The sequence below is a fragment of the Paenibacillus ginsengarvi genome, from assembly GCF_003626695.1.
Classification (GTDB): Bacteria; Bacillota; Bacilli; order Paenibacillales; family NBRC-103111; genus Paenibacillus_AB; species Paenibacillus_AB ginsengarvi.
Genome location: NZ_RBAH01000004.1, coordinates 239,536 through 260,423, shown reverse-complemented (window position 1 = coordinate 260,423; position 20,888 = coordinate 239,536). Strand labels below are relative to the sequence as shown.

The following is a 20,888-nucleotide window of genomic DNA, read 5'->3' as shown; positions in this document are numbered from 1 at the left end:
ATTGCGCCCGCCCGCTTTCCTTGTTAAGCTGGAAATACGAGGGAGGGGAAACTGATGATTACCAATTCGAAGTCGTTTTTGAACAAGCAGTATGGCGATTCTTCCAATCTGGACATCCGCATCCGGCTGCACGAAATGTATAGCACGAACTCGGCCGACTGGCATGAGTGGGTATTTGACCATATAGCATTCGGCGAGACCAGCCGCATTGTGGAGTTTGGCTGCGGCAGCGGAGCGCTCTGGGGCAAAAACAAAAGCCGAATGAACGGCGGCTGGAAGCTGCTGCTGACCGACATGTCTGAAGGAATGCTGCAAAAAGCGCAAGCAACAGTGGGCGAGGCGGATCAGGATCGCCTTACATACCGGATCGCGGATATTCAGCATACGCAGCTTGAATCTAGCGTTTACGATATAGCCATAGCCAACCATATGCTCTATCACGTGCCCGAGATCGGCAAAGCGCTTACGGAAGTGAGGCGCATTTTGAAACCGTCCGGGTCGTTTTATGCGGCTACGAACGGCCATCGCCACATGATCGAATTGTACGATCTCGTCCGCGAGTTCGATTCTTCACTCGCTTCCGCGAAGCCGGAGAACGCGATCGCATTTGGCATGGAAAACGGCGGCGCGCTTCTGCAAAGCCATTTTGGACAAGTCCGGCTGCTCCCGTTCCAATCCGATTTGCATGTGACTAGCGCCTCTGATTTGGCCGCCTATATGTTTTCCGTCGGAAGCCATCTGAGGGAAGCGATCGAGCGCGATGGGCGGCTGTCCAATTTCCTTGAATTTCTGGAAACCAAGAAGAGCGACCAAGGCTATATCCATATTACGAAGCAAACGGGACTGTTTATTTGCACTCAGCCAAAATCCGTATGACCGGCATCGTACGAAAAAAACCTCGATGGCAGGGCTGAGACTGTAGTACAATCAAGGACGGGAAAACGATTACTATGCAAATTATGGAGGTCACTGCGATGTCGGAACAAACAATCCCATCAGGCCGAGTGGACGCCCAAAAGCTTGATCCGAATATGAAACTGGAACAGCACGGGGAGCTTGGATTGCAATGGCTGTCGCCGAAGGAAGCGCCGCTGCGCTTGTCCGGATTTCCGTGGTTCAGCCAGGACGGCGTGTACCGGAGGCTGCCTATGCAGCCGAAGCATACGCTTCCTAGGGCAGTAGACCAACTGGCCAATTCGACGGCAGGCGGGCAGATCATGTTCCAGACGGACTCGCCGAAGCTGGCGATCCGCGTCAAGCTGAGCGGCAAGGCGGGGATGTATCACATGCCGGCGACCGGACAATGCGGCTTCGATATGTACCTCGGCGAGCAGGGCGACCAGCAATATTTCGCGACGGTGCGGTACGATCATTCGCAGACGGAGTATGAGTGTGTCCTGTACGATTACAAGCAGGCCGAGCTTCGCCATGTGACGCTTAATTTCCCGCTGTACCAAGGGGTGCAGGAGGTGCACGTCGGGGTTGTGCCGGGCAGTGAGGTGAAGGAGCCGCTTCCGTACCGCAGCGACAAAAAAGTCGTCATCTACGGCACGTCGATTACGCAGGGCGGCTGCGCGACCCGGCCGGGGATGGCTTATACAAACATTTTGAGCCGGCGTCTCCCGCTTGAGTTCGTCAATCTGGGCTTCTCCGGCAACGGCCGGGGCGAGCCCGAGGTGGCTCGCGTCATTAGCGAGATCGAGCGCCCGGCGCTGCTCGTGCTCGATTACGAGGCAAATGCGGTCGATGTGGAGCTGATGAAGCGGACGCTGCCGGAATTTATCCGGATTTACCGGGAGGTCCACCCTGACGTGCCGATTCTGGTGCTATCCAAAATCCAGTTCGCCCGCGAGCGCTTCGAGCCGGAGCTGCTGCAAAAAAGGCTCGACATGAAGATGGTCGAGATGGAAACGGTCGACATGTACCGCAGCCAGGGAGACGAGAACATCCATTTCTTCGACGGCACGGCGCTGCTCGGTACGGACAGCTACGACGAGTGCACCGTCGACGGCGTGCACCCGACCGACCTCGGCTTTTTACGGATGGCCGATACGCTGACTCCGGTGCTTCATGAACTGCTGCATCGCGAGCTGGCCTAACGAAAGCCGAACGATGCAGCCGGTTTGCACACGTTAAGAACTAAGCGGGTCCAGGGGATGAATGATACGACTCAGTCAGCTTTATCCGCGATGACTTTGCGGCAAAAGATCGGGCAAATGATTCATTGCGGCTTCCACGGTTATGAAGCGGGCGAGGATATCGCCCGCCTCATCCGGGAGCGCGACCGCGAAGCATTTTCCCGTCCACGGCGATACGGACGCCGATTCCCACGATTACGCACGGACGGGAGCGCATTAACGGCATGGAGCTCATGCCGTTCCGCCGCGCGATCGAAGCGATCGCCGCCGTCGAGGCGGGCCGTATCAGCGAAGCGCGCATCGATGTGTCGGCCTAATTTGCTTATTAGTGAACTTCACAGCGCTGTTTGGGACCAATCTCGGGCCGTTGAAGAAACAGCGAACCAAAAGTAACTATTACTGAACTTAAGTTTATTCATACTGAAAATTGGTTCGGCTATTAGCTGAGTTCGCTCGTCCAGCAAGAGATTGGCGCAATGAGGTTCGCTAATAGTGAACTTTGGTTCATTCATTTTTCATGATGCAAAACGAATAGCGCGGATTAACGGAGTCGGGGAAACCCGGCTCTTTTTTTGGTAATAAACGTTTAAGTTATTAAAGTTAAAACAATAAATTTAACTTTAAATATTGAAAAAAACGTAAACGAGATCTATAATTGTTCGTATATACAAACAGAGAAGGAAGCGTGCGGCATGGTCACGATTAAGATATCGCCATATCGGCGGCGTCACTTATGTAACCGTTTCCCGGGCGCTTAACGACGAGCCCGCAGTGAGCGAGCAGACGAGGCAGGCTATTTTTTTCGATGTGCCGCTTACGACGATAGGGCCTTCGATCGAGCAAATGACGAAACGCACACTTGACATATTGACAATGGAGACGACGGCGAACGGTGGCTGGATGAAGAAATACGCTGCCGATTGACGGCGAGAAGCTGGACGATTCCTTGGGAGGGGAAATAAACCTCTTCTTGTCCTGATAGAAATCGATTTCTATGTTTTGCGTTTCTTTGAGCTCCGGTTTAAAGTCGCCCGTTTTCGCGAAGGGGGTGAGCAACGATACGTTCCGTAAAGGAACGCGAAAGCGGCGGATGCAGCATATAAGGGGAAGCATGAAAAAGCGCAAGTTCACATGATGATGCCAAGGAGGCTATTCGATGAAAAGGAAGCAAAGCTGGAATGTTTTGCTGACGTTCACTCTGATCGGCGCACTACTCGCGTCCTGCTCGGGAGAGGGAACGGGCGGCGGGAGCAAAGGAGCACAGCCGCAATCGGAAGGGAAGAAGCCGGACGTCGCTTCCGAGCCTGCGGAGATCGTATTCTACTCGAACAACGGGGACCCGGTAGAAAGCTTCGATTACAAGTTCGGCAACTCGCTGCGCAAAAAATTTCCGAATTATACGATCAAGTACATTATGAAAGGTCAAGGGACGAACTTGCCGGACCTGCTTGCCGCCGGCACCCGGTTCGATATTTTTTTCCAGACGATCGGCAACTTCGAGAATTATGCGTTCGGCAGCGACATCCAGTACGATATGACCGAGCTGATCGCAACACGCGGCGTCGATTTATCGCGCTTCGAGCCGACGGTCATCGATGCGGTCAAGCAGGCGTCCGGAGGCAAGCTGTATGCTTTGCCGATTACGACGACGAACCTGGTGCTGTATTACAACAAAACGATTTTCGACAAGTTCGGCGTTGCGTACCCGAAGGACGGCATGACTTGGGACGAAGTGAACGAGCTGGCCAAAAAGCTGTCGCGCAACGACGGGGGTACCCAGTATATCGGCTATTCCCACTCTCCCAACCATTCGATCCGGATGAACCAGCTGTCGCTTGGAACCACGGATATGAAAACGGATACACCGACGATCAATACGGATGAGCGTTGGAAGAAGTTGTTCCAGACCACGTTTCTCGATCCGGTTCAAGAGCCGAGCGCCCAAGAGGCTTTGAAGAAAACGAACAAAATCCCCGATGCGAACGATTTCGTGAAAACGAAAAACGTAGCGATGTTCGGCTACATGTCCCATCTCGTGCAAACGTGGGAGGAGCAGTTCAAGGGACTCGATTGGGATTTCGTCTCGCTTCCGACCTTCAAGGAGATGCCTGGAGTAGGCTCGCAATCCTACCCGAGCTACTTCGGCATTACGAAGATGGCGAAGAACAAGGAAGCCGCCATGGAAGTGCTCAAATATATGGCGTCCGACGAATTACAAACGGAGCTTGCGCGCAAAGGTCTCATCCCGGTGCTGAAGGACCAGGCGGTTCTCCAGCAGCTCGGCAAGGAGTCTCCTTTCAAAGATAAAAACTGGAAGTCGGTGTTCCACAACAAATTCGCTCCGATTCCGGCATTGTCGCCGATCGAAGCCGAGCTCGCCGGAGTGTATACTTCATATGCAACGAAGGCCCAGATCGGCACGGTTGACCTGAACACGGCGCTTCGCCAGGCGGAGGAAGACGCGAAGAAGAAAATAGCCGAATACAAACAGCGCAAGTGAACGAATGAAGACTTTCACAATTCGAAGGAGGGCAAAGCATGACCTATCCGAAGAAAAGGCTGCCGAATCTCATCCTTATCGTCTGCTTGCTGGCGCAATCGTTGCTGCTATCGCTCGGCTGGCCGGAACGGGCCGGAGCGGAAAACCTCAATCCGAACCTGATGCAAAATCCGGGCTTCGAGCAAGCTTCAGGTAACGTTCCGGAGCATTGGCAGGCGATGGGAGGCTGGGGCGTCTCCGGCGTCGCACTTTCTTCCCAAGCTCATTCCGGTTCCCGGGCGGCATCCGTCAGCTCGGGGGCTTTGACGAATCCATGGGTGCTGCAGAAGGTGCCGGTGGAAGCGGGGAGCACGTACGAGTTCTCGACTTGGTTCAAGTCGTCGGGCGTACAAGGCAAGGGAGTCGTGCTGAAGGTCGAGTTTTACAGCAGCGAGTCCGGCGGCTCGGCCAATTGGGTATTCGAGAAATTCGGTCCGTATATTCGCGAAACGACCGGCGATTGGCAGCCGTACAAGTTCCGCCTGCAAGCTCCGGAAGGGGCGGTCGTCGCTGTCGTGTACTTGCGGCTGTGGGGGACCGGGACGGTGTTGTTCGACGATGCCGCCGTAAAGCTGGTCAATTTGACGATGTCGACAGACCAAATCGTCTACTACTCGGACGTAACGGAAGGCAAGGCGGTAATCCGCAACCGGTTCACGGACGGTGTTTATACGGGCAAAACGATCGGAATTCGAATAACGGATGCCGTCAACGGGACGGTGATCCATTCGGTGTACGGTATGGCGGCGCAGCCGGACATGACGCTGACCTTCGATCCGCGCGGCATGAGCCTGAATACGCCGTACGAGGTGGAGACGGTGCTGTCGGATTCGGATCAGACCGTCATAGATCGCGCATCGGCGCGCATTTACCGGTATAACCGACCGACGACGCTGCCGGCTGGCGGACTTATAAGGGTGGACGGCGAGCCGTTCTTCCCGGTTATTGCTTATCATGCGAATGTGGAGCAGTATCCGCTGCTGCATGAAATTGGCGTCAATACGGTCCAAGGCGTGAACGCCGGTACGACCGCCGCGATCCGCCAGGCGATGGATGCCGCCCATGCGAACGGCTTGAAAGTATTGTTCCCGCTCTACTATTACATGAACATCACCCAGGATTTAACGAAAATGGCGCAATACGTCGCGGAGTTCAAAGACCACCCAGCGCTTCTCGCCTGGATGACGATCGATGAGCCAAGCGGTAACGGCGTAACCGCGGAGCAGACGGCGGCGGCCTACGCAATCGTACGCGCGCTCGATCCGAAGCACCCGGTCTATACGGTGGAAGGCGATCGAAATGAATACGCCAACTACGGCCGCGTGCCGGATGTGCTGACTGTCGATTCGTACCCTTTGCCGAACAGGCCGATCGCGAACGTTGGCGACGACGTACGGCGGGCGGCAGAAGCGGCGAAGGCGGGAAGACCGGTATGGTCTATTCTGCAAACGTTCGCCTATCCGCCCCCGTCGGCGTGGACGTATTTGCCGACGATCGCGGAAGTGCGCAATATGGCGTATCAATCGCTGCTTGCCGGGGCGACCGGTTTGGGCTATTACGCGCTGAACGATCCGGGCTGGAGCCTTGCGGACTCGGCGCTGTGGCCGGGGCTGAAGCGGTTTGCTCCCGAGCTCGGGCTGATGGCGGACTTGTCGCGGCTGACGCCTGCCGATCACCGGAATGAGGACGGCGTGGAATGGGCGGTCTGGGACAAGGCGGGAGAGCTGTATGTCGTTGCGGTCAACAAGACCGATCAAACGAAAGCCGTTTCCGTCGCTTTACCCGAAACCGGCTACCATGCCGAGCTGCTGTACGGCGATTATCCGGCATCATACGACGATCCGACGAGGCAATTGAACGTTACGCTCGATGCCCGGCAAACGTCGGTGTACAAACTTACGCCTTACAGGACAATGGCCGATCAGACCTTTTCGCTGCTCGGGCAAGCGGAGGGGCTGTCCTCGCACCCGCATTGGCGGAATAAAGTTTCGCGGCTGGCCGAGGATATGGAGACGATAGCGGAACAACTGGCCGGGACGGCGTCCGATCTGAACGACATAGCGGCAGATGCGGCTAAAGCGGTCAAAACGATGGAGCAGCTGAAATCGTGGATAGAAGGGCAATCCGATCCCGGGCTCGGCGGTAATCGGGACGCAATGACCAGCTTACTGAATCAAGCGATCGGGAAGATGTCGCCCCTTGCGGCTGCACAAGTCGGGCTGCGGCTCGATATCGTTCCGGAAGAGGCGATCGGCGGCAATGAGGCCAAGGTGATCGTTCGGGCGGTCAACAGGGGGCAAACGGACGTAAACGATGTTGCGTGGACAATCCGGTTCCCTGAGTCATTCCAGCTTCCTTCTGCTTCCGGGGCGATCGGTACGCTTCAGAGCGGTCAAACTTACGAGAAGGAGCTGACGTTCGCGGTGCCGCCGGGGGTAAGTCAAGCGGTTTATAACGCTAAGGGAGAGGTTTCTTTTCAATACCGGGGCGTGCGGCTGCATATCGGTGCCGCGAAAGGATTCGGCACGTCGCCGCTGCTCGAAACGGCACTCGTGCCGGCTGACGTAACGGTGACCGGACCCGGAAATGTACCGTTCAGCGTGCGTCTTGCGAACCGGTCGGGCAGTGCCGTGACGGCCGAACTGCGCGCAGATGTGCCGGCGGAAATCGGATTAAGCCTGCCTGCCGCCGTCCAGCTTCAGGCCGACGGGTCCGTTACCGTACAAGGCTCCGTATACTTGAAATCGGCCAATACGGCGGATGGCGCCTATACGGTGGCCATACAGTCGAGCGTGGGCGGACACTTGTTCAATACGCGGCCGTTGACCGTAAACGTCAAACGAAACATGGTGAACAATCCGGGCTTCGAGACCTCTGCGGCGAACGGCAGCTCGCCTGCCGGCTGGAGTATGGGCAAAGGCTACTGGGACGATGCCTCCGCTCATGGGGGAGCCCGTTCGGTTAAGCTGGTTCCGGATACGGCGAATGCCAACAATTTCATCGCCTCGTCCGCGATTCCCCTCGTTGCGGGCAAAAGCTACAAATTGTCGGGATGGCTGAAGCATGAAGCTTCAGCAGGACAAATATCGTTCGGGGTGCGGTATGTGAACGCCGCGGGGGCTACGATCTCGTATCAGCTTCCGGTTGTTCCGGCAAGCGCGGACTGGACTTACCGCGAAGTGCCGCTTGCGATCCCGGCCGGGACGGCGCAAGTTTACGTCAATTTCCGGATGAATCAGTCCGCGAGCGGGCCGGCGTGGCTTGACGACGTGTCGCTGGTGGAAAGCCTGACTCCTTAGGCGCAATATTTCGAGTCAAAAAGAGAATGGAATAGTCCAAAAGAGGTTGGGGAAATGTGCGTAAAGCGTAGCGCATTCCCCAACCTCTTGCCTTCATCGCTACCTCTTTTTGCGCCTTTCTCAACAATCTCAAGAGCCGGTTTCCGGCTCTTTTCGTTTTTCCTGGGGTTCTGTGACGTTGAATTTTAAATTGTAATCGATTTCTAATAAAAGGATATGGTAGAATCGGGATGGAAACAACGCTAACCGAAACAACAACCTGGGAACTTACTCGGATCAATCATTCCAAGGAGGCCGCGAACGATGGCGGAGCAAACGACTCAATCGAATCGGGTGGACGCGCAGAAGCTGGACCCGAATATGAAGCTGGAGCAGACGGGAGAATTGGGATTGAAATGGCTGTCGCCGAAGGAGCGGCCTTTCCGCTTGTCCGGCTTCCCGTGGTTTCATCAGGACGGAGTGTACCGGAGAATGCCCGTACAGCCCAAGCACGAGCTGCCGCCGGCGGTGAACCAGCTGGCCAATTCGACGGCGGGCGGACAGATCGCGTTCCGGACGGATTCGCCCCGTCTTGCCATTCGCGTGGAGCTAACGGGCAAAGCGAACATGTATCATATGCCCGCAACCGGGCAATGCGGCTTCGACATTTATTTGGGGGAGCCCGGCGACCAGCAATATTTCGGCACGACGCGCTACGACCATACGCAATTGTCCTATGAAGTCGTTCTATACGAGTTTCCGAATACGGAGCTGCGGCATGTTACGCTCAACTTTCCTCTGTATCAAGGCGTAAAGGAAGTATCGATCGGGATCGCTGCAGGCTCGCGGATCGAGGAGCCGCTTCCGTACCGCACTGGCAAGAAAGTGATCGTGTACGGGACGTCGATAACGCAAGGGGGCTGCGCGACCCGGCCGGGGATGGCTTATACGAACATTTTGAGCCGCCGTATTCCGCTAGAATTCGTGAATCTCGGCTTCTCCGGAAACGGCAGGGGAGAACCCGAAGTTGCGCGCGTGCTGACCGAGATCGAAGATCCCGCTCTGCTCGTGCTCGATTACGAGGCCAATGCCGTCGGTGTGGAGCTTATGAAACGGACGCTGCCCGAATTTATCCGGATTTACCGCGAGGCGCATCCCGGGGTGCCGATCCTGGTCGTCTCCAAAATCCAATATGCCCGCGAACGGTTCGAGCCGGCGCTGCTGCGGTTGCGGCTCGATATGAAGAAGGTGGAGATGGACACGGTAGAGATGTACCGCAGCCAAGGTGACGCGAACATCCATTTCTTCGACGGCACCGCACTGCTCGGGACGGACAGCTACAATGAATGCACGGTCGACGGGGTGCATCCGACCGACCTCGGCTTTTTGCGGATGGCCGATACGCTGACTCCGGTGCTTCAGGAACTGCTGCATCGTGAGTTGACATAAGGAATATGCAAGCGGGCTGCCGGAACATAAGGCTGCCCACGTCCGGTTCGGCGCCTCTGCAGAGCGGCGCGGATCAAGGTCGTGTCACGACTTCGGTTGTGGCACGACTTTTTTATTTTATGTACAATACGAACGAAAACAGGTTCGTTTTTTACCCGAACCGGTTCTTTCTGTTTCTTCCGGTCTGGCCCGCATCGCCCTATACTGAAATCGGAGTGAGGTAAGATGAGCGCAGAAAGCTTTTTGTGGGATGTCGATGTGAATGTGTACTGGGCAGGGCTGCAATATTTGCCGGACACTTGGTCGTTCCGGGACAAAAAAAATCCGCATATCCGGCTCTGGGTTGTACAAAAAGGCGAGGTTGCGGCGAACATCCAGGGCAAGCCCTATACGGTGAAGAAAGGGGAGGCTGTGTTATTTCCGGCGGCGGAAAGCGTCCACTTCCGCAGCGTCGCTTCCGGCGAGCTTCATCTGCTGAGCGTGCTGTTCACCCTTCAGAGCAGAACCGGATACCGGTACCGGAGCTTGCCGGGGGTGCCGACGATGCTGTCCAATCTCGACATGCGCTTTATGGAAACCCATATGATGGAGGTTGTCGAGGAAATCGAACAGCGGCGGATCGGGTACAAGATGGGGGCCAATTCCATTTTGCAATCCCTGCTCGTCCATATTCTGCGCGCCGGCAATTACAAGGAACCGCAGCAGGCCGATGCGTGGATCGATGTCGATCACAAGGCGTACCTGCTCGGACTTGCGGTGAAAATGCTGCAGGACAATCCGGCCCGGTTCCCGACTGTGAAGCAGCTCGCCGACATGGTGTCGGTCAGCGAAGTCCATCTGCGAAGACTGTTCCACAAATATTACAGGATGTCGCCGAGCCGGTTCGTGCGCCATTTGAAAGTTCAGGAAAGCAAGCATATGCTCCGGGATACGTCGGTGTCGATTTCCGAAATCGCTTACAGTCTCGGCTTCGAGAGCCCGAATTACTTCAGCAAGGTGTTTCAGCAGGAGAACGGGTGCAGTCCTTCCGATTTCCGGCAGCTGCTGAGAAACCGAGACTGAACCGGTACCGACGCAATGCCCGGAGCAACCAGCATACCGGAGCTTTTGGCACCGAACAGAAAAGAGAGGAATCGGATGAGAACGAGAGAGGAACGATACGACCTGGTCGTTTGCGGAGGGGGACTCGCCGGCTTTTGCGCGGCGGTCGCCGCTGCGAGACATGGTGCAAAAACATGCCTGGTGCAAGACCGCCCGGTACTCGGGGGCAACAGCTCCTCGGAAATACGGGTGAGCCCGCAAGGAGCGGCGAACTTTCACGCCTATGCGAGGGAAACCGGGATCATTTCCGAGCTGCTGATCGAGGAGCGGGCGTCCAACCATGAACATCAATGGACGAACAGCGTATGGGATCTGATTTTGTACGATATGGCGATGCGTACGGACGGACTTACGGTGCATTTGAATACGTCGATCGCGTCTGTGGACGTGGCGGAGGGTCGAACGATTCGTTCGGTGACGGGGCGGGTTGCCGCCAGCGAGACGGAGCTGACGCTGCACGCGGACTTGTTCATCGACTGTACCGGAGACGGGATCGTGGCCGAGCTGGCCGGCTGCGAATGGCGAATGGGCAGCGAAGGAAGAGACGAATTCATGGAGCCGCACGCTCCTGCGCTGCCGAGCGCCGACGTGATGGGAAGCTCGATTTATTTCCGCGCGGTCGATACGGGACGTCCGGCTCCGTTCAAGCGGCCGGAATGGGCTCATTCGTACGAGGACGCTTCGTTTTTTTACGAGAAAGGGCGCATTCCGGAGCCGGGCGGCGGTTACTGGTGGCTCGAGCTGGGGGTGCCTTGGCATACGATCTACGACGGGGAAACGATCCGTCATGAGTTGACCCGGCATCTGCTCGGCGTATGGGATTTCGTCAAAAACAAAGATCCGCGCCTGAAGCTGAAGGCGGCGAATTACGCGATAGATTGGATCGGCCAAGTGCCGGGGAAACGGGAGAGCCGCCGCATTATGGGCGAATATATCGTGACCGAGCACGACTTGACGAACGTTACCGCCTTCGCGGACGAGGTTGTCTTTGGCGGATGGTTTATCGATCTGCACAGTCCCGGCGGACTGCTGGCCGATGTCAGCGAGCCTACCGCCGTTGCGGGACACGAGCATTCCGTCCATATGAACAAAAGCTTTGTCGGGCCGTTCGGCTTGCCGCTGCGCGCCTTCATGGCTAGGGATGCAAGCAATCTGCTGATGGCCGGGCGAAATATTAGCGTCACGCATGTGGCGCTCGGCTCGGTGCGGGTGATGGGGACGACGGCGCTGATGGGGCAGGCCGTCGGCACGGCGGCTGCCGTAAGCCTGAAGCGCGGAGAGCCGGTCAAGCGGCTTACCGCCGAGGCGATTGCCGAGGTGCAGCAGACGCTGCTGCGGGACGGCTGCTTTCTGCCCGGCCGCCGGAACGAGGACCCGTCCGATCTGGCCCGGAGTGCGAGCGTTAGCGCCAGCAGCGAAGCGGTGATGTCCGCGATGCTGCCGGCAGACGCCGGGGAAACGCATGACGGGGCAAGCGGCCGGGACGTTTTGCGCGAGCGGCGGGGCCAGTGGATTGCGGTAGACGGGGGCGAGCTGGAGAAGCTGTCCGTTTGCGTCAGCAACCTAAGCGACCGGGAGCAGACGCTGCAAGTTTGCCTGACACCGGTCGAGCACATCTGGGAATACCGCGTTCGGCCGCAAAACCCCGCTGCGGAGGCTTGTCTGACCGTGCCGCCCGGTGAACGGCAGTGGATCGAGTGGCCGGTTCGGCTGCCCGCAGGCTGGATGGCGGAAGGTTACGCCCGCCTCGATGCCGCGGCGAACCCGAACCTCGTCTGGCACCGGGCGAAGCGGCCGGAGCCAGGACTCGTTTCCGCCACAGAGCGGGGAGGCGGCCGCATGCGCCGGTTCGAGGAAGGCGTCGCGATGTCGCTGCGGATCGAGCCGGGCCAGCGCTGTTACCGGGCGGAGCAGGTTATAAGCGGCGTCACCCGGCCTCACCGCTCAACGAATCTGTGGCGTTCCGATCCCGAGGCGGGCTTGCCGGGATGGGTGGAGCTGCGCTGGCCGGAGCCGGCAACGCTTCAGATTATCGAGCTGACGTTCCCCGGCCATCTGCTGCGCGATTTCCGCTTTTATCCGGCCGCGTACAAAGCTCCGGAATGTCCGCGGGATTATGCGGTTTGGGCTTGGCAGGATGGCGTATGGCGCGAGCTGCTGCAAGTCGAGGGCAATTACCAGCGTCACCGCAGGCATAAGCTGGCGGCGAAGGTGCGAACGGATCGGCTGAAGATCGTTATAACGGCGACAAACGGATCGCCATCGGCCGAACTGTACGAGATCCGTTGTTATGAAAGCTGATGGGGGCAAAGCCGGCGGGACAAAAAAACAATCGAGGGAGGAAGTCGACAATGCGTATTCGGAAAAGGACAATGTCAATAGGGCTCGCTGCGCTGCTCGCGATAACGGCGGGCTGCGGCTCCGCCAAGCCTGAGAACGGCGCGGGCGAAACGAAAGCGGCGGACGAGAAGCCGCCGGCCGTCAGCACCGAGCCGGTGACGCTCACCTTTTACAACCTGGCCGGGATTGGAGATTTGACATTCGAAACGCTGATCGAAGCGCCGATCAAAAAGAAGTATCCGTATATTACGCTGAAGCATATCAAAAACGGAAAGGGGACGTCGCTCGCCGACCTGCTCGCGGCGGGCACGCCGCCGGATCTGATCCATACGACGACGACTCAAGTGCAGGCAGTTGTGGACGTTGGGCTTCAATACGATATGACGGAGCTGATCAAGCGGCACAAGTTCGAACTCGGCATTTTCCAGGACGGCGTTATGGATTCGGTCCGCAAGCTGTCGCCGAAAGGCGAAATTTACGGGCTCCCGGCCAATAACAACACGGCCGCGCTTTATTACAACAAAGATATATTCGATCAGCTCGGCGTTCCTTATCCGAAGGACGGCATGAGCTGGGACGAAGCGCTTGAAGTAGCCAAAAAAGTAACGCGAGTGCACAACGGAACGCAGTACCGGGGGATGCAGATGAGCCATTCGTTCCTGCTCGACGCCAATCCGCTGTCGCTGAATATACTCGACCCGTCGACCCATATGCCGCTGCAGCAGGCGGACAAGTGGAAGTCGCTGTTCGAAAATTGGAAACGGTTTTACGATATTCCCGGCAATGCGCTGACCGAGCAAACGTACGGGAGCGGTCAAAACGATTTTATGAAAAATCGGACGGTAGCGATGTATGTGGCGAACAATCTGGTCATCGCGATCGAACAGGCGAATGACCCGGGCTTCAACTGGGATATGGTCAGCATGCCTTTCTTCAAGGAGGCGCCGGCGACGGCAACGCAGATGATCGCTCCGCTGTTCATGATCTCGCCGACCGTCAAAAACAAGGACGTTGCCTTCCAGGTCGTGGCGGAAATGTTCGCGGATCAAGTGCAGAAGGAAAGCGCTTTAACCGGACGGCCGTCGCTGATGAAAAACGATGCGATCAAAATGGACATCGGCAAAGATTTGCCGCCCCTGAAAGGAAAAAACGCGAAGGCGTTCTACGTGAGCAAGCTCGCTCCGATTCCATCCTTCTCCAAATATGAATCGAAGGCGAGGCCGATTCTGAACAAAGCATATCAGCAGTATGTGCTCGGCCAAAAGGACGTCAATACGGCGCTGCGCGAAGCGACCGAGGAAATCAAGGCTGCCATCGAGGCGGAGATTCAAAGCAAAAAGTAATAATGAAAACCAAGACGCCTCCTGAACCGCTTGCGAGCGGGCCGGAGGCGTCTTTTGGCATCGCGGTAAAGGTAGGGCTCTGTCCGGCGCGACTCCAGGCGCTAGTACAACCCTCCCGTAGCCCGCGCCGGGCCGCTTCAGGGGAGCAGATTCCAGCGGTTCTCGTGCTTCGCCAGCAGTGGATGGGGATGGAACGCCCCCGCCGCTTCGGAGTGGACAATGACAAGCCGCAGCTTGCGAATCCATTCCTCGAAACCGTGATAGGAGGCGAACCGGTTCGCGTATTCCCCGGACAAGCCGACGAAGTAAGGAGCTGCGTAACGCTCGCCCATATAGCGCAGCGCCGTATCCATAGGCGTGTACTTTTTGCGCTTTTGCTCCCAGACATCGACGCTGGCCGGAACGGATACGTTCAGCCCTTCGAGCGTTTCGCGCAGCGATGATTCACGTTTGTACAGCGGCTCCGGGTAACGGACGCCCATCCGCTTCAGCGTCTCCTCGTGCGGAACGTACAGCGCGATGCGGGAGATGAAGCGCCGCTCCGCCCAGGAGGCGAGCTGCTCCAGCCCGCTTAGGCCGAGCCCGTCGTCCGCAGGATGCCCCTCTTCTTCGGAAATGGCGAAGCTGTCGTAAACGAAAAGAGTGCCTTTGGCCGTTTCCTCCGGCGGTTCATAGCCGTAAGGCACATGGGTATGGTTGCGATTCATGTCTGGTTCCTCCTGTTCCAACACTTCCGTGTCCCTGTGATTTCTTGCTCGTTCACAACAGCAGGAAGTTATTTCTATCATAGTATGGTTTCGAATTGATTTCATCAATCGTAACTCAACCAAAACGCGAGCCGCCGCGTCCAATTGATGAAGAAAACGCTGTTCAGTTGAAGCGATGGGGGCGGTTTTGTGAGGCGATTGCAGTTCGGCATGTGGCACGAGCTGAACGAGGAGCGATGGGAGAAGTACGGCATGGGGGCTTTGAACGGACTGGAAATTAGTCAGTTTTCCGGCAAGGCCCAGTTGGAGAAGCTGCAATCGTTTTGCGCGGCGCGGGGTTTGAAGTACGGCGTTCATGGCCCGATACTCGGCAGCCGCGGGTACAAGCTGCCCCGGCTCAATTCGCCGGATCCGGCTGAATGGCGCGAGGCAATGCGGCAGGTAGAGGAAGAGACGGAGCTTGCTTCCCGGTACGGTGCCGACTACCTTTTGTATCATTACCCGTTCTTCCCGATTTTCGAGCCGCCGATTCGCAAGCTGTATGCGAAAATGCCGGATTCGTCCAGCCGGTACGGGTATGGCGCCCTGACGCGCTCCGCCTTCCGCGACATATCCGAGCGTCTGTTCCACGAGCTGGGACAGCTGCAGCACCGGTACAAGCAGCGCATTTTGCTTGAGCACGATTTTTTCGGCGATTATGAGGATGTGTTCATTGAAATGTTCCTGCGGCATCCGGACATTCGGCTGGTCGTTGATACGGCGAGAGTGGACCTGACGCACAGAGCTTTTCATGGCTTCGATCCGTATGTTTGGCTGGACCGGCTTGCGCCGAGCGTGTATTTGGTCCATTACAGCAACTTGCGCTACGAGGGCGATACGTTTACGCATCACCTTCCGGTACGGGAAGCCCATGACGAGGACGAAAGCTGCGGGGACGCTTACCGCTACCTGCAATACCTTGCGCAGCGCAATTCGGAGTTTCATGTGACGTTCGAGCATAATCCGGATCTTGTCGAGCTTCGTGAGCTGGAGACCATATACCGGAGGGCGGCGGACGCTTGCGGCATGGCGATGAATCCGTAGGCCGCCGAGTGGAGAAGCGGAGGGGCTCGGGGCGGACGGTTCGGCATCACGCGTCCGCGAATTGCCGATACCCGACCCAGCTTTATTCGGGAACGGCTCAATATAACAATTTTTTCTCTTACTTCGGGGCCGGATTCGGGGTATGATAGGTTGCCTATGCCCATAATCGAAGGAGGAATGTCCGTGGAGTTGTATCATTTCAGCGAAGAGCCGAATATCGAGGTATTCCGGCCGAGACCCGCGCCTGCGTTTCCGCATCTGCCGCCGGTTGTGTTCGCACTCGACCGGGAGCGCAGCCCGCATTACTTTTTTCCCCGCGATTGCCCGAGGGTGATCTACTGGAAAGCCGACTGGACGACCGAAGAGGATGCCAAGGCGTTTCTGGCGAATACGGTCGCGGAGAAGGTGGTTGTCGTCGAAAGCGGCTGGCTGGACCGGATACGCGAAACGAAGCTGTACATGTACACGTTCGCGGGCGATTCGTTCGAGATGATGGACGGCTCCGCCGGCTACTACGTTTCGCGGGAAACGGTCGTTCCGGTAAAGGTCGAGCTGGTCGGCGACCTGCTGGGCAAGCTGCTGGCGGCGAAGCTCGATGTCCGGTTTACTTCATCCTTGCACCCGATCCGGGAAAGCGTCATTGCCTCCACGATCGACTTCTCGATCATCCGTTTTCGCAACGCGGCGAAGGCTTGACTAACGCGACGGACCGGCTTTGCGGGTGCAGATGCAGGAAGCGGCGCTGTACCCGTTCCGGCTAGGCGTTCAGAACCGGGGGCTGTCCGGTAAACACTTGCGTTTTCGAGCCCACCCGACCGGCGATCCAGCCGTCCGGCCACCGCCGTATGTAGGGGGCACCCGAATTTGCCGCCTTCGTTTCGCGGTAGATGGCGTAAAAATCCGGATACGTGATCCGGTCGAACAAATACGCCGACACTTTACTTCCCGGTCTCCGGTGATTGTTCAAATGCCGGATGATGACATCCTCCGCTTCGATGCCGATGCCGTGGCCGAACAGCCGGTCCCCCGTCAGCTTCACTACATTTTCCCCTTGCCACTGCGGCGTTCTCGGATCGTAGTCCGGATTGCTGTAATACAGCACGTCTCCGGCAAACGATTCGTGGTTATTGTCCTGCGTCACGAGCGGCATGTCGGAATCATGCTCCCACGAATACAGCTGCAAATTGCCGAACAGCCGGTTAAACGCCGTTTCGCCGATCGTATCCAGCACCGCCTTGTACAAAACGATCACGATGGCGGTTGCGCATTCGAAGCCGTAGGCGTCTCCGTTCTCGTATATATCCCGGATCGCATCGGCCGGGAGCACGTTCGGATGGAGCAAAAAGCCGCCGTTGTCCAGCCGCTTCCAGTAGTTGCGGTTGGCGCGGGATTTGCTGAACGTGGCGAAGCCGGCATGGCTCCTCTCCAGAGCGATCGCGGCTTTGACGATATTCGCGCGCAAACGCAGTTCGAACCGCAGCGCCTCTGCCGATTCGAAGTGAAACGGCGTGGGGCTATTCGTCTTTTGCTCGTAGATGTCTCGTTCGACGGCGGTTAAGCCGGCCGGATCGATTCCGCCGCTTCCATCAGCCAGTATGATCATGACGGGCCTCCTTCGTCTTTGCCTCCGGAGGAGCCTTTGACGGCATGGCCGTATTTGACGACCGGCCACTTTTCCTTGCGGAGCGCGTCCAGCAGTTGTTCGCTGGCGTTCAGGTTGTCGCGGACGAGTTCGCGGGGCGTGAGCGCCATCCACTGGTTCAGCGACACGTCGGCGAACCGGTCGCTTTGGAACATTTCCAGAAACCACAAGCTTTCGTCGCCGGTGTTCTGCACGTAATGGCCGAAGGCGAACGGCACATAGCCGACATCGCCGGCGCGGACGTCGAATGTGCGGGCCGAGCCCTCCGCGGCGAATACGGTCATGCGTCCTTTGCCGGTCAAATAATATTGCCATTCGTCGTTGTTCGGATGCCAGTGCAGCTCCCGCATGGCGCCCGGCTTGATTTCCACAAGCGCGGCCGCAATCCGCTTCGATATCGGGAAGTTGGACGAGTCGACGATTCTGACGGAGCCGCCCGGTGTAATAATCGGTTCCTGGGCGAGCAGCCGATGGGTGAAGCTTTTCGGAACGGTGCCGTAAAGGTCGGTTACCTGCTGCGTTTCGATCGGACCGGGCACCTCGGATTGAAAAATGTAAACCTGCTCTGTCGGAATACCAGCAAACGCGCTCTCCGGTACGCCGAAGTTGGCCGCCAGCACGTCCTTCGGCGTATGGGCGAACCAGTCGGAGATGGAGAACGTGTCGATATCGGAGAAGCTGCCGTCGTCGAAGACGAGCAGAAACTCGCAGCCTTCCTCAAGCCCCTGAATCGAATGCGGAATGCCAGGCGGAAAATACCACAGATCGCCCGGGCCGACATCGGCGATCATATTCCGCCCGTCCTGATCGACCGCCGTAATGCGCGCCCGTCCGAGCAGCATGTAAGACCACTCGGCTTGCTTATGCCAATGCAGTTCCCGTACGCCTCCAGCAGTCAGGCGCATGTTGACGCCCGCCAGCGTAGTTGCGATCGGCAGCTCCCGCACCGTCACCTCCCGCGACCAGCCTCCTTGATTAAGCTGCATATGCGTGTCCGAGAACGAAAATCTCATGTTCGGAATTGTCCCCGCGTCGGTGACGGGCGGAACGAGCATATCGGGATTTTGCACATCCCTGAGCACGTCGCGCGGCCCGGGATCGGTTGCGCCGGCTCCGTCGGCGCGTATCGGCTGGGGAAGGGGGGCGCCCGTTTTTTTGCGTAAACGATCGTCCATTCTGGCATGCTCCTTTCAGATCGGACAAGCTCATCTCTGATGCTGCACTTTAAGTATGTATGAGCCATCGCAAGTCCGGTATGTCTGGTTTGGCCCCTTCTGAGACGATTCGAACGTACGTTCTTGATAAAGGCGATTATTTGTAGTAGGATTAAAAGGTAAAAATATACAGTATATGCAGGCCGCAAACGGCTGAAGGAGGCAGAGAACATGTCGAACGGTTATACGCCGCATCGTTATCGCACGGTTACGCCTTATTTCAAGGTGGAGGGGGCGGCCGCCTGGATCGAGTTCGTCAGGAACGTTTTTGGCGCCGAAGAGCTGCAGCGCTCGCAGCGGGAGGACGGCTCGATCCAGCACGCCGAGCTGCTGATCGGCGATACGCTCGTCGAAGTGTCGGACGGCAGCGAGAGATTCCCGGCCATGCCGTCCACGATGCATATTTTCGTCGCCGATACGGACGACATCTATCGCCGCGCGCTGGAGCACGGGGCGGTCTCGCTGTATGAGCCTGCGGATATGCCGTACGGGGAGCGGAGCGGTGGCGTTCGGGACCCGTTCGGCAACCATTGGTACATCGCCACATTCTGGGGCGGCGAAGGGAAAGGATACCATTAGCAGCGAGGAAGGCACAGCTTTGAAATGAGGGAGCGAGCGTTTGGAGAAACGGCAAACCGGCCTTCCCGGTGAACGTTTGGAGCGTTACACAGGGAGGCCGGTTTGCGTACAGGTTATGAGTCGCGGCTCAGTTTCAGCAGCAGCACCGAATGGGAGGGCAGAAACAAGCGAATCTCGTGTTCCCGGGAGCGAATCGTACGCTTATAGGCGGGCTGCATGCTGATCTGGTCGTCCAGAACAAACAGCTCGCAGATGAAGTCTTGCGAATCGTCGATCCCTTCTACCCGTATCGTGTAGTGGCGGGATGGGCCGTTTACGTTGCTGATTAGAGCGGCGGCCTCTCCGTTGTCGTTTGTTCCGGAGCAGCCATAGATGCCGGGGAGCGAACCGTCGATTGACGTCTCCTTGCGTTTGGGGTGCTCGCACAACTGCTCAAACGCCTCGACCGCGTATAAGCTTTCTTGGGTACGCCGTAATAGTCGAACAATCCGCAGAACAGCGCGGTTGGCTGGCCGTCGTAGTAGTTGGCCGCGTCGATCGGCAAGTCCTGCATCTGCATGAGGGCGGCCGCCACGAAGGATGCACCGATGTGGTTTTTCATCCGTTCGAACACGCCTCTGCGGACGAACTCGTTTTCCGGCAGCCAGATCGTTTTGAAGTCGCCGTCGAAATAGTTCCATTCGTTCAGATGGCTCTCCGCTCGGCTAAAGCCGTACCGGTCCAGCTCCTCCCGGGCGTATCGCGATTCGGTTGCGAAACGGTTTAAGTCCGAGCCGTAAATATGCCAGGAGAAAAAGTCCAGCGGCGCTTCGTGATCCCGGCAATAGGCGAGAAAGCCGTCCATAAACGATTTGACTTTCACGGAAGTGGCCCCGTAGCCGCCGACCTTGAGGCTCGGATCGAACTCTTTAATCGCCTTCGCCGCGGTCCCGTACAGCTTGTAAAATTGCTCCCACGTACCGCCCCACATCAAATTCGTTTTACCGACCGGTTTATCCGGCTCGTTCCAAATTTCCCAATATTCGATTTGGTAGCGGAATCCGTTCGCCCAGCCGTGGTTGTAGTGGCGAATGATGCCGATGCAAATTTGCGCCCATTTGGCGAAATCCGCAGGCGGATCCACGTAATATTTTTGTTTCGTATGCTCGATGCTGACGCCGAGCCGGTAGACGATTTTGGCTCCGGTTTCCAGCACTGTACGGATGTATTCGTCCGTACGCGAGAAGTCGTAGCTTGCCGGATCGGCCGGGTCCCGGCTGAAATCGGGGAAGATCGTGTAAATGTCCACCTCGCGGGCGTTCGGCCAGTTCGGATCGTGCAGCCGGACGAGCGGAATACCGGCTTTTTTGTAGTAATGGGTTACGTCCAGCAGCGAGCCATAGCAGACGGGCCCGTTGTTGACCCCGTGCAAGCGCCTGATTCGTCCGTTTTCGCGGCCCAGATGAATGTGAATGTCCGTCATTAGAGTCCTCCTC

Annotated in this window: 17 protein-coding genes; 13 read left to right on the top strand and 4 right to left on the bottom strand. The window is 57.4% G+C overall.

From position 1 onward, the window contains the following. The first annotated feature begins 54 nt into the window (after positions 1–54). The 9 genes from D7M11_RS07815 (at position 55) to D7M11_RS07770 (ending at position 14,188) form a co-directional block, all read left to right on the top strand. The gene (locus tag D7M11_RS07815) at positions 55–876 is read left to right on the top strand and encodes a class I SAM-dependent methyltransferase (RefSeq protein WP_120746607.1); all 822 of its coding nucleotides are present in this window, start codon (positions 55–57) and stop codon (positions 874–876) included. 98 nt (positions 877–974) lie between these two features. Further along, positions 975–2,099: an SGNH/GDSL hydrolase family protein gene (locus D7M11_RS07810; RefSeq protein WP_120746606.1), complete on the top strand. Its 1,125-nt coding sequence runs from the start codon at positions 975–977 to the stop codon at positions 2,097–2,099. A 690-nt stretch (positions 2,100–2,789) separates the two neighbouring features. After that, complete coding sequence (locus D7M11_RS38025) at positions 2,790–3,062, top strand: LacI family DNA-binding transcriptional regulator (RefSeq protein WP_120746605.1); 273 nt, start codon at positions 2,790–2,792, stop codon at positions 3,060–3,062. A gap of 232 nt (positions 3,063–3,294) precedes the next feature. Continuing rightward, positions 3,295–4,638, top strand: coding sequence for an ABC transporter substrate-binding protein (locus tag D7M11_RS07800; protein WP_120746604.1), 1,344 nt, complete (start codon positions 3,295–3,297; stop codon positions 4,636–4,638). A gap of 38 nt (positions 4,639–4,676) precedes the next feature. Further along, positions 4,677–7,976: a carbohydrate binding domain-containing protein gene (locus D7M11_RS07795; protein ID WP_120746603.1), complete on the top strand. Its 3,300-nt coding sequence runs from the start codon at positions 4,677–4,679 to the stop codon at positions 7,974–7,976. A gap of 303 nt (positions 7,977–8,279) precedes the next feature. Beyond that, positions 8,280–9,404 carry an SGNH/GDSL hydrolase family protein gene (locus tag D7M11_RS07790; RefSeq protein WP_120746602.1) on the top strand — a complete coding sequence of 375 codons (1,125 nt, stop codon included), beginning with the start codon at positions 8,280–8,282 and terminating at the stop codon, positions 9,402–9,404. A 225-nt stretch (positions 9,405–9,629) separates the two neighbouring features. Then, the gene (locus tag D7M11_RS07780; protein ID WP_120746600.1) at positions 9,630–10,466 is read left to right on the top strand and encodes a helix-turn-helix domain-containing protein; all 837 of its coding nucleotides are present in this window, start codon (positions 9,630–9,632) and stop codon (positions 10,464–10,466) included. 75 nt (positions 10,467–10,541) lie between these two features. Next, positions 10,542–12,806 (top strand): FAD-dependent oxidoreductase, encoded by a 2,265-nt coding sequence (locus tag D7M11_RS07775; protein ID WP_120746599.1) that lies wholly within the window; start codon positions 10,542–10,544, stop codon positions 12,804–12,806. A gap of 71 nt (positions 12,807–12,877) precedes the next feature. Next, positions 12,878–14,188 carry an ABC transporter substrate-binding protein gene (locus D7M11_RS07770; protein WP_193556136.1) on the top strand — a complete coding sequence of 437 codons (1,311 nt, stop codon included), beginning with the start codon at positions 12,878–12,880 and terminating at the stop codon, positions 14,186–14,188. Between the two features lie 137 nt (positions 14,189–14,325). Here D7M11_RS07770 and D7M11_RS07765 read toward each other — a convergent pair whose 3' ends face one another. Beyond that, the gene (locus D7M11_RS07765) at positions 14,326–14,895 is read right to left on the bottom strand and encodes a hypothetical protein (protein WP_120746597.1); all 570 of its coding nucleotides are present in this window, start codon (positions 14,893–14,895) and stop codon (positions 14,326–14,328) included. 189 nt (positions 14,896–15,084) lie between these two features. On the opposite strand from D7M11_RS07765, the gene D7M11_RS07760 reads away from it, so the two are divergent. Beyond that, positions 15,085–15,978, top strand: a complete 894-nt coding sequence (locus D7M11_RS07760) for a sugar phosphate isomerase/epimerase family protein (protein WP_240040996.1) — start codon at positions 15,085–15,087, stop codon at positions 15,976–15,978. 183 nt (positions 15,979–16,161) lie between these two features. Continuing rightward, a complete protein-coding gene (locus D7M11_RS07755; RefSeq protein WP_240040995.1) occupies positions 16,162–16,674 on the top strand; it encodes a DUF6886 family protein in 513 nt (170 codons plus the stop codon). Positions 16,675–16,735: 61 nt separating this feature from the next. On the opposite strand, the gene D7M11_RS07750 is transcribed toward D7M11_RS07755, so the two are convergent. Together D7M11_RS07750 and D7M11_RS07745 are read right to left on the bottom strand one after the other, a co-directional pair. Continuing rightward, positions 16,736–17,581: a protein-glutamine gamma-glutamyltransferase gene (locus D7M11_RS07750; protein ID WP_120746595.1), complete on the bottom strand. Its 846-nt coding sequence runs from the start codon at positions 17,579–17,581 to the stop codon at positions 16,736–16,738. After that, positions 17,578–18,795, bottom strand: coding sequence for an oxalate decarboxylase family bicupin (locus tag D7M11_RS07745; RefSeq protein ID WP_120746594.1), 1,218 nt, complete (start codon positions 18,793–18,795; stop codon positions 17,578–17,580). The genes D7M11_RS07750 and D7M11_RS07745 overlap by 4 nt, the downstream gene beginning before the upstream one ends. Positions 18,796–19,005: 210 nt before the next feature. On the opposite strand from D7M11_RS07745, the gene D7M11_RS07740 reads away from it, so the two are divergent. Both D7M11_RS07740 and D7M11_RS07735 read left to right on the top strand, forming a co-directional pair. Further along, on the top strand, positions 19,006–19,413 hold the full coding sequence (locus D7M11_RS07740; protein ID WP_120746593.1) for a VOC family protein: 408 nt from the start codon (positions 19,006–19,008) through the stop codon (positions 19,411–19,413). Positions 19,414–19,562: 149 nt separating this feature from the next. After that, positions 19,563–19,742: a hypothetical protein gene (locus D7M11_RS07735; RefSeq protein WP_120746592.1), complete on the top strand. Its 180-nt coding sequence runs from the start codon at positions 19,563–19,565 to the stop codon at positions 19,740–19,742. On the opposite strand, the gene D7M11_RS07730 is transcribed toward D7M11_RS07735, so the two are convergent. Beyond that, positions 19,739–20,875 (bottom strand): GH39 family glycosyl hydrolase, encoded by a 1,137-nt coding sequence (locus D7M11_RS07730; protein WP_120746591.1) that lies wholly within the window; start codon positions 20,873–20,875, stop codon positions 19,739–19,741. The two genes, D7M11_RS07735 and D7M11_RS07730, sit on opposite strands and share 4 nt — an antisense overlap. Between the last annotated feature and the right edge of the window lie 13 nt (positions 20,876–20,888).

Bases quoted from the DNA above. Each gene is read 5' to 3' on its own strand.
- D7M11_RS07800 (WP_120746604.1), top strand. From the start codon at position 3,295: ATGAAAAGGAAGCAAAGCTGGAATGTTTTGCTGACGTTCACTCTGATC.
- D7M11_RS07795 (WP_120746603.1), top strand. From the start codon at position 4,677: ATGACCTATCCGAAGAAAAGGCTGCCGAATCTCATCCTTATCGTCTGC.
- D7M11_RS07815 (WP_120746607.1), top strand. From the start codon at position 55: ATGATTACCAATTCGAAGTCGTTTTTGAACAAGCAGTATGGCGATTCT.
- D7M11_RS07745 (WP_120746594.1), bottom strand. From the start codon at position 18,795: ATGGACGATCGTTTACGCAAAAAAACGGGCGCCCCCCTTCCCCAGCCG.
- D7M11_RS07790 (WP_120746602.1), top strand. From the start codon at position 8,280: ATGGCGGAGCAAACGACTCAATCGAATCGGGTGGACGCGCAGAAGCTG.
- D7M11_RS07765 (WP_120746597.1), bottom strand. From the start codon at position 14,895: ATGAATCGCAACCATACCCATGTGCCTTACGGCTATGAACCGCCGGAG.
- D7M11_RS07810 (WP_120746606.1), top strand. From the start codon at position 975: ATGTCGGAACAAACAATCCCATCAGGCCGAGTGGACGCCCAAAAGCTT.
- D7M11_RS07750 (WP_120746595.1), bottom strand. From the start codon at position 17,581: ATGATCATACTGGCTGATGGAAGCGGCGGAATCGATCCGGCCGGCTTA.
- D7M11_RS07740 (WP_120746593.1), top strand. From the start codon at position 19,006: ATGTCGAACGGTTATACGCCGCATCGTTATCGCACGGTTACGCCTTAT.
- D7M11_RS07770 (WP_193556136.1), top strand. From the start codon at position 12,878: ATGTCAATAGGGCTCGCTGCGCTGCTCGCGATAACGGCGGGCTGCGGC.
- D7M11_RS07780 (WP_120746600.1), top strand. From the start codon at position 9,630: ATGAGCGCAGAAAGCTTTTTGTGGGATGTCGATGTGAATGTGTACTGG.
- D7M11_RS07775 (WP_120746599.1), top strand. From the start codon at position 10,542: ATGAGAACGAGAGAGGAACGATACGACCTGGTCGTTTGCGGAGGGGGA.
- D7M11_RS07735 (WP_120746592.1), top strand. From the start codon at position 19,563: ATGGGAGGGCAGAAACAAGCGAATCTCGTGTTCCCGGGAGCGAATCGT.
- D7M11_RS07730 (WP_120746591.1), bottom strand. From the start codon at position 20,875: ATGACGGACATTCACATTCATCTGGGCCGCGAAAACGGACGAATCAGG.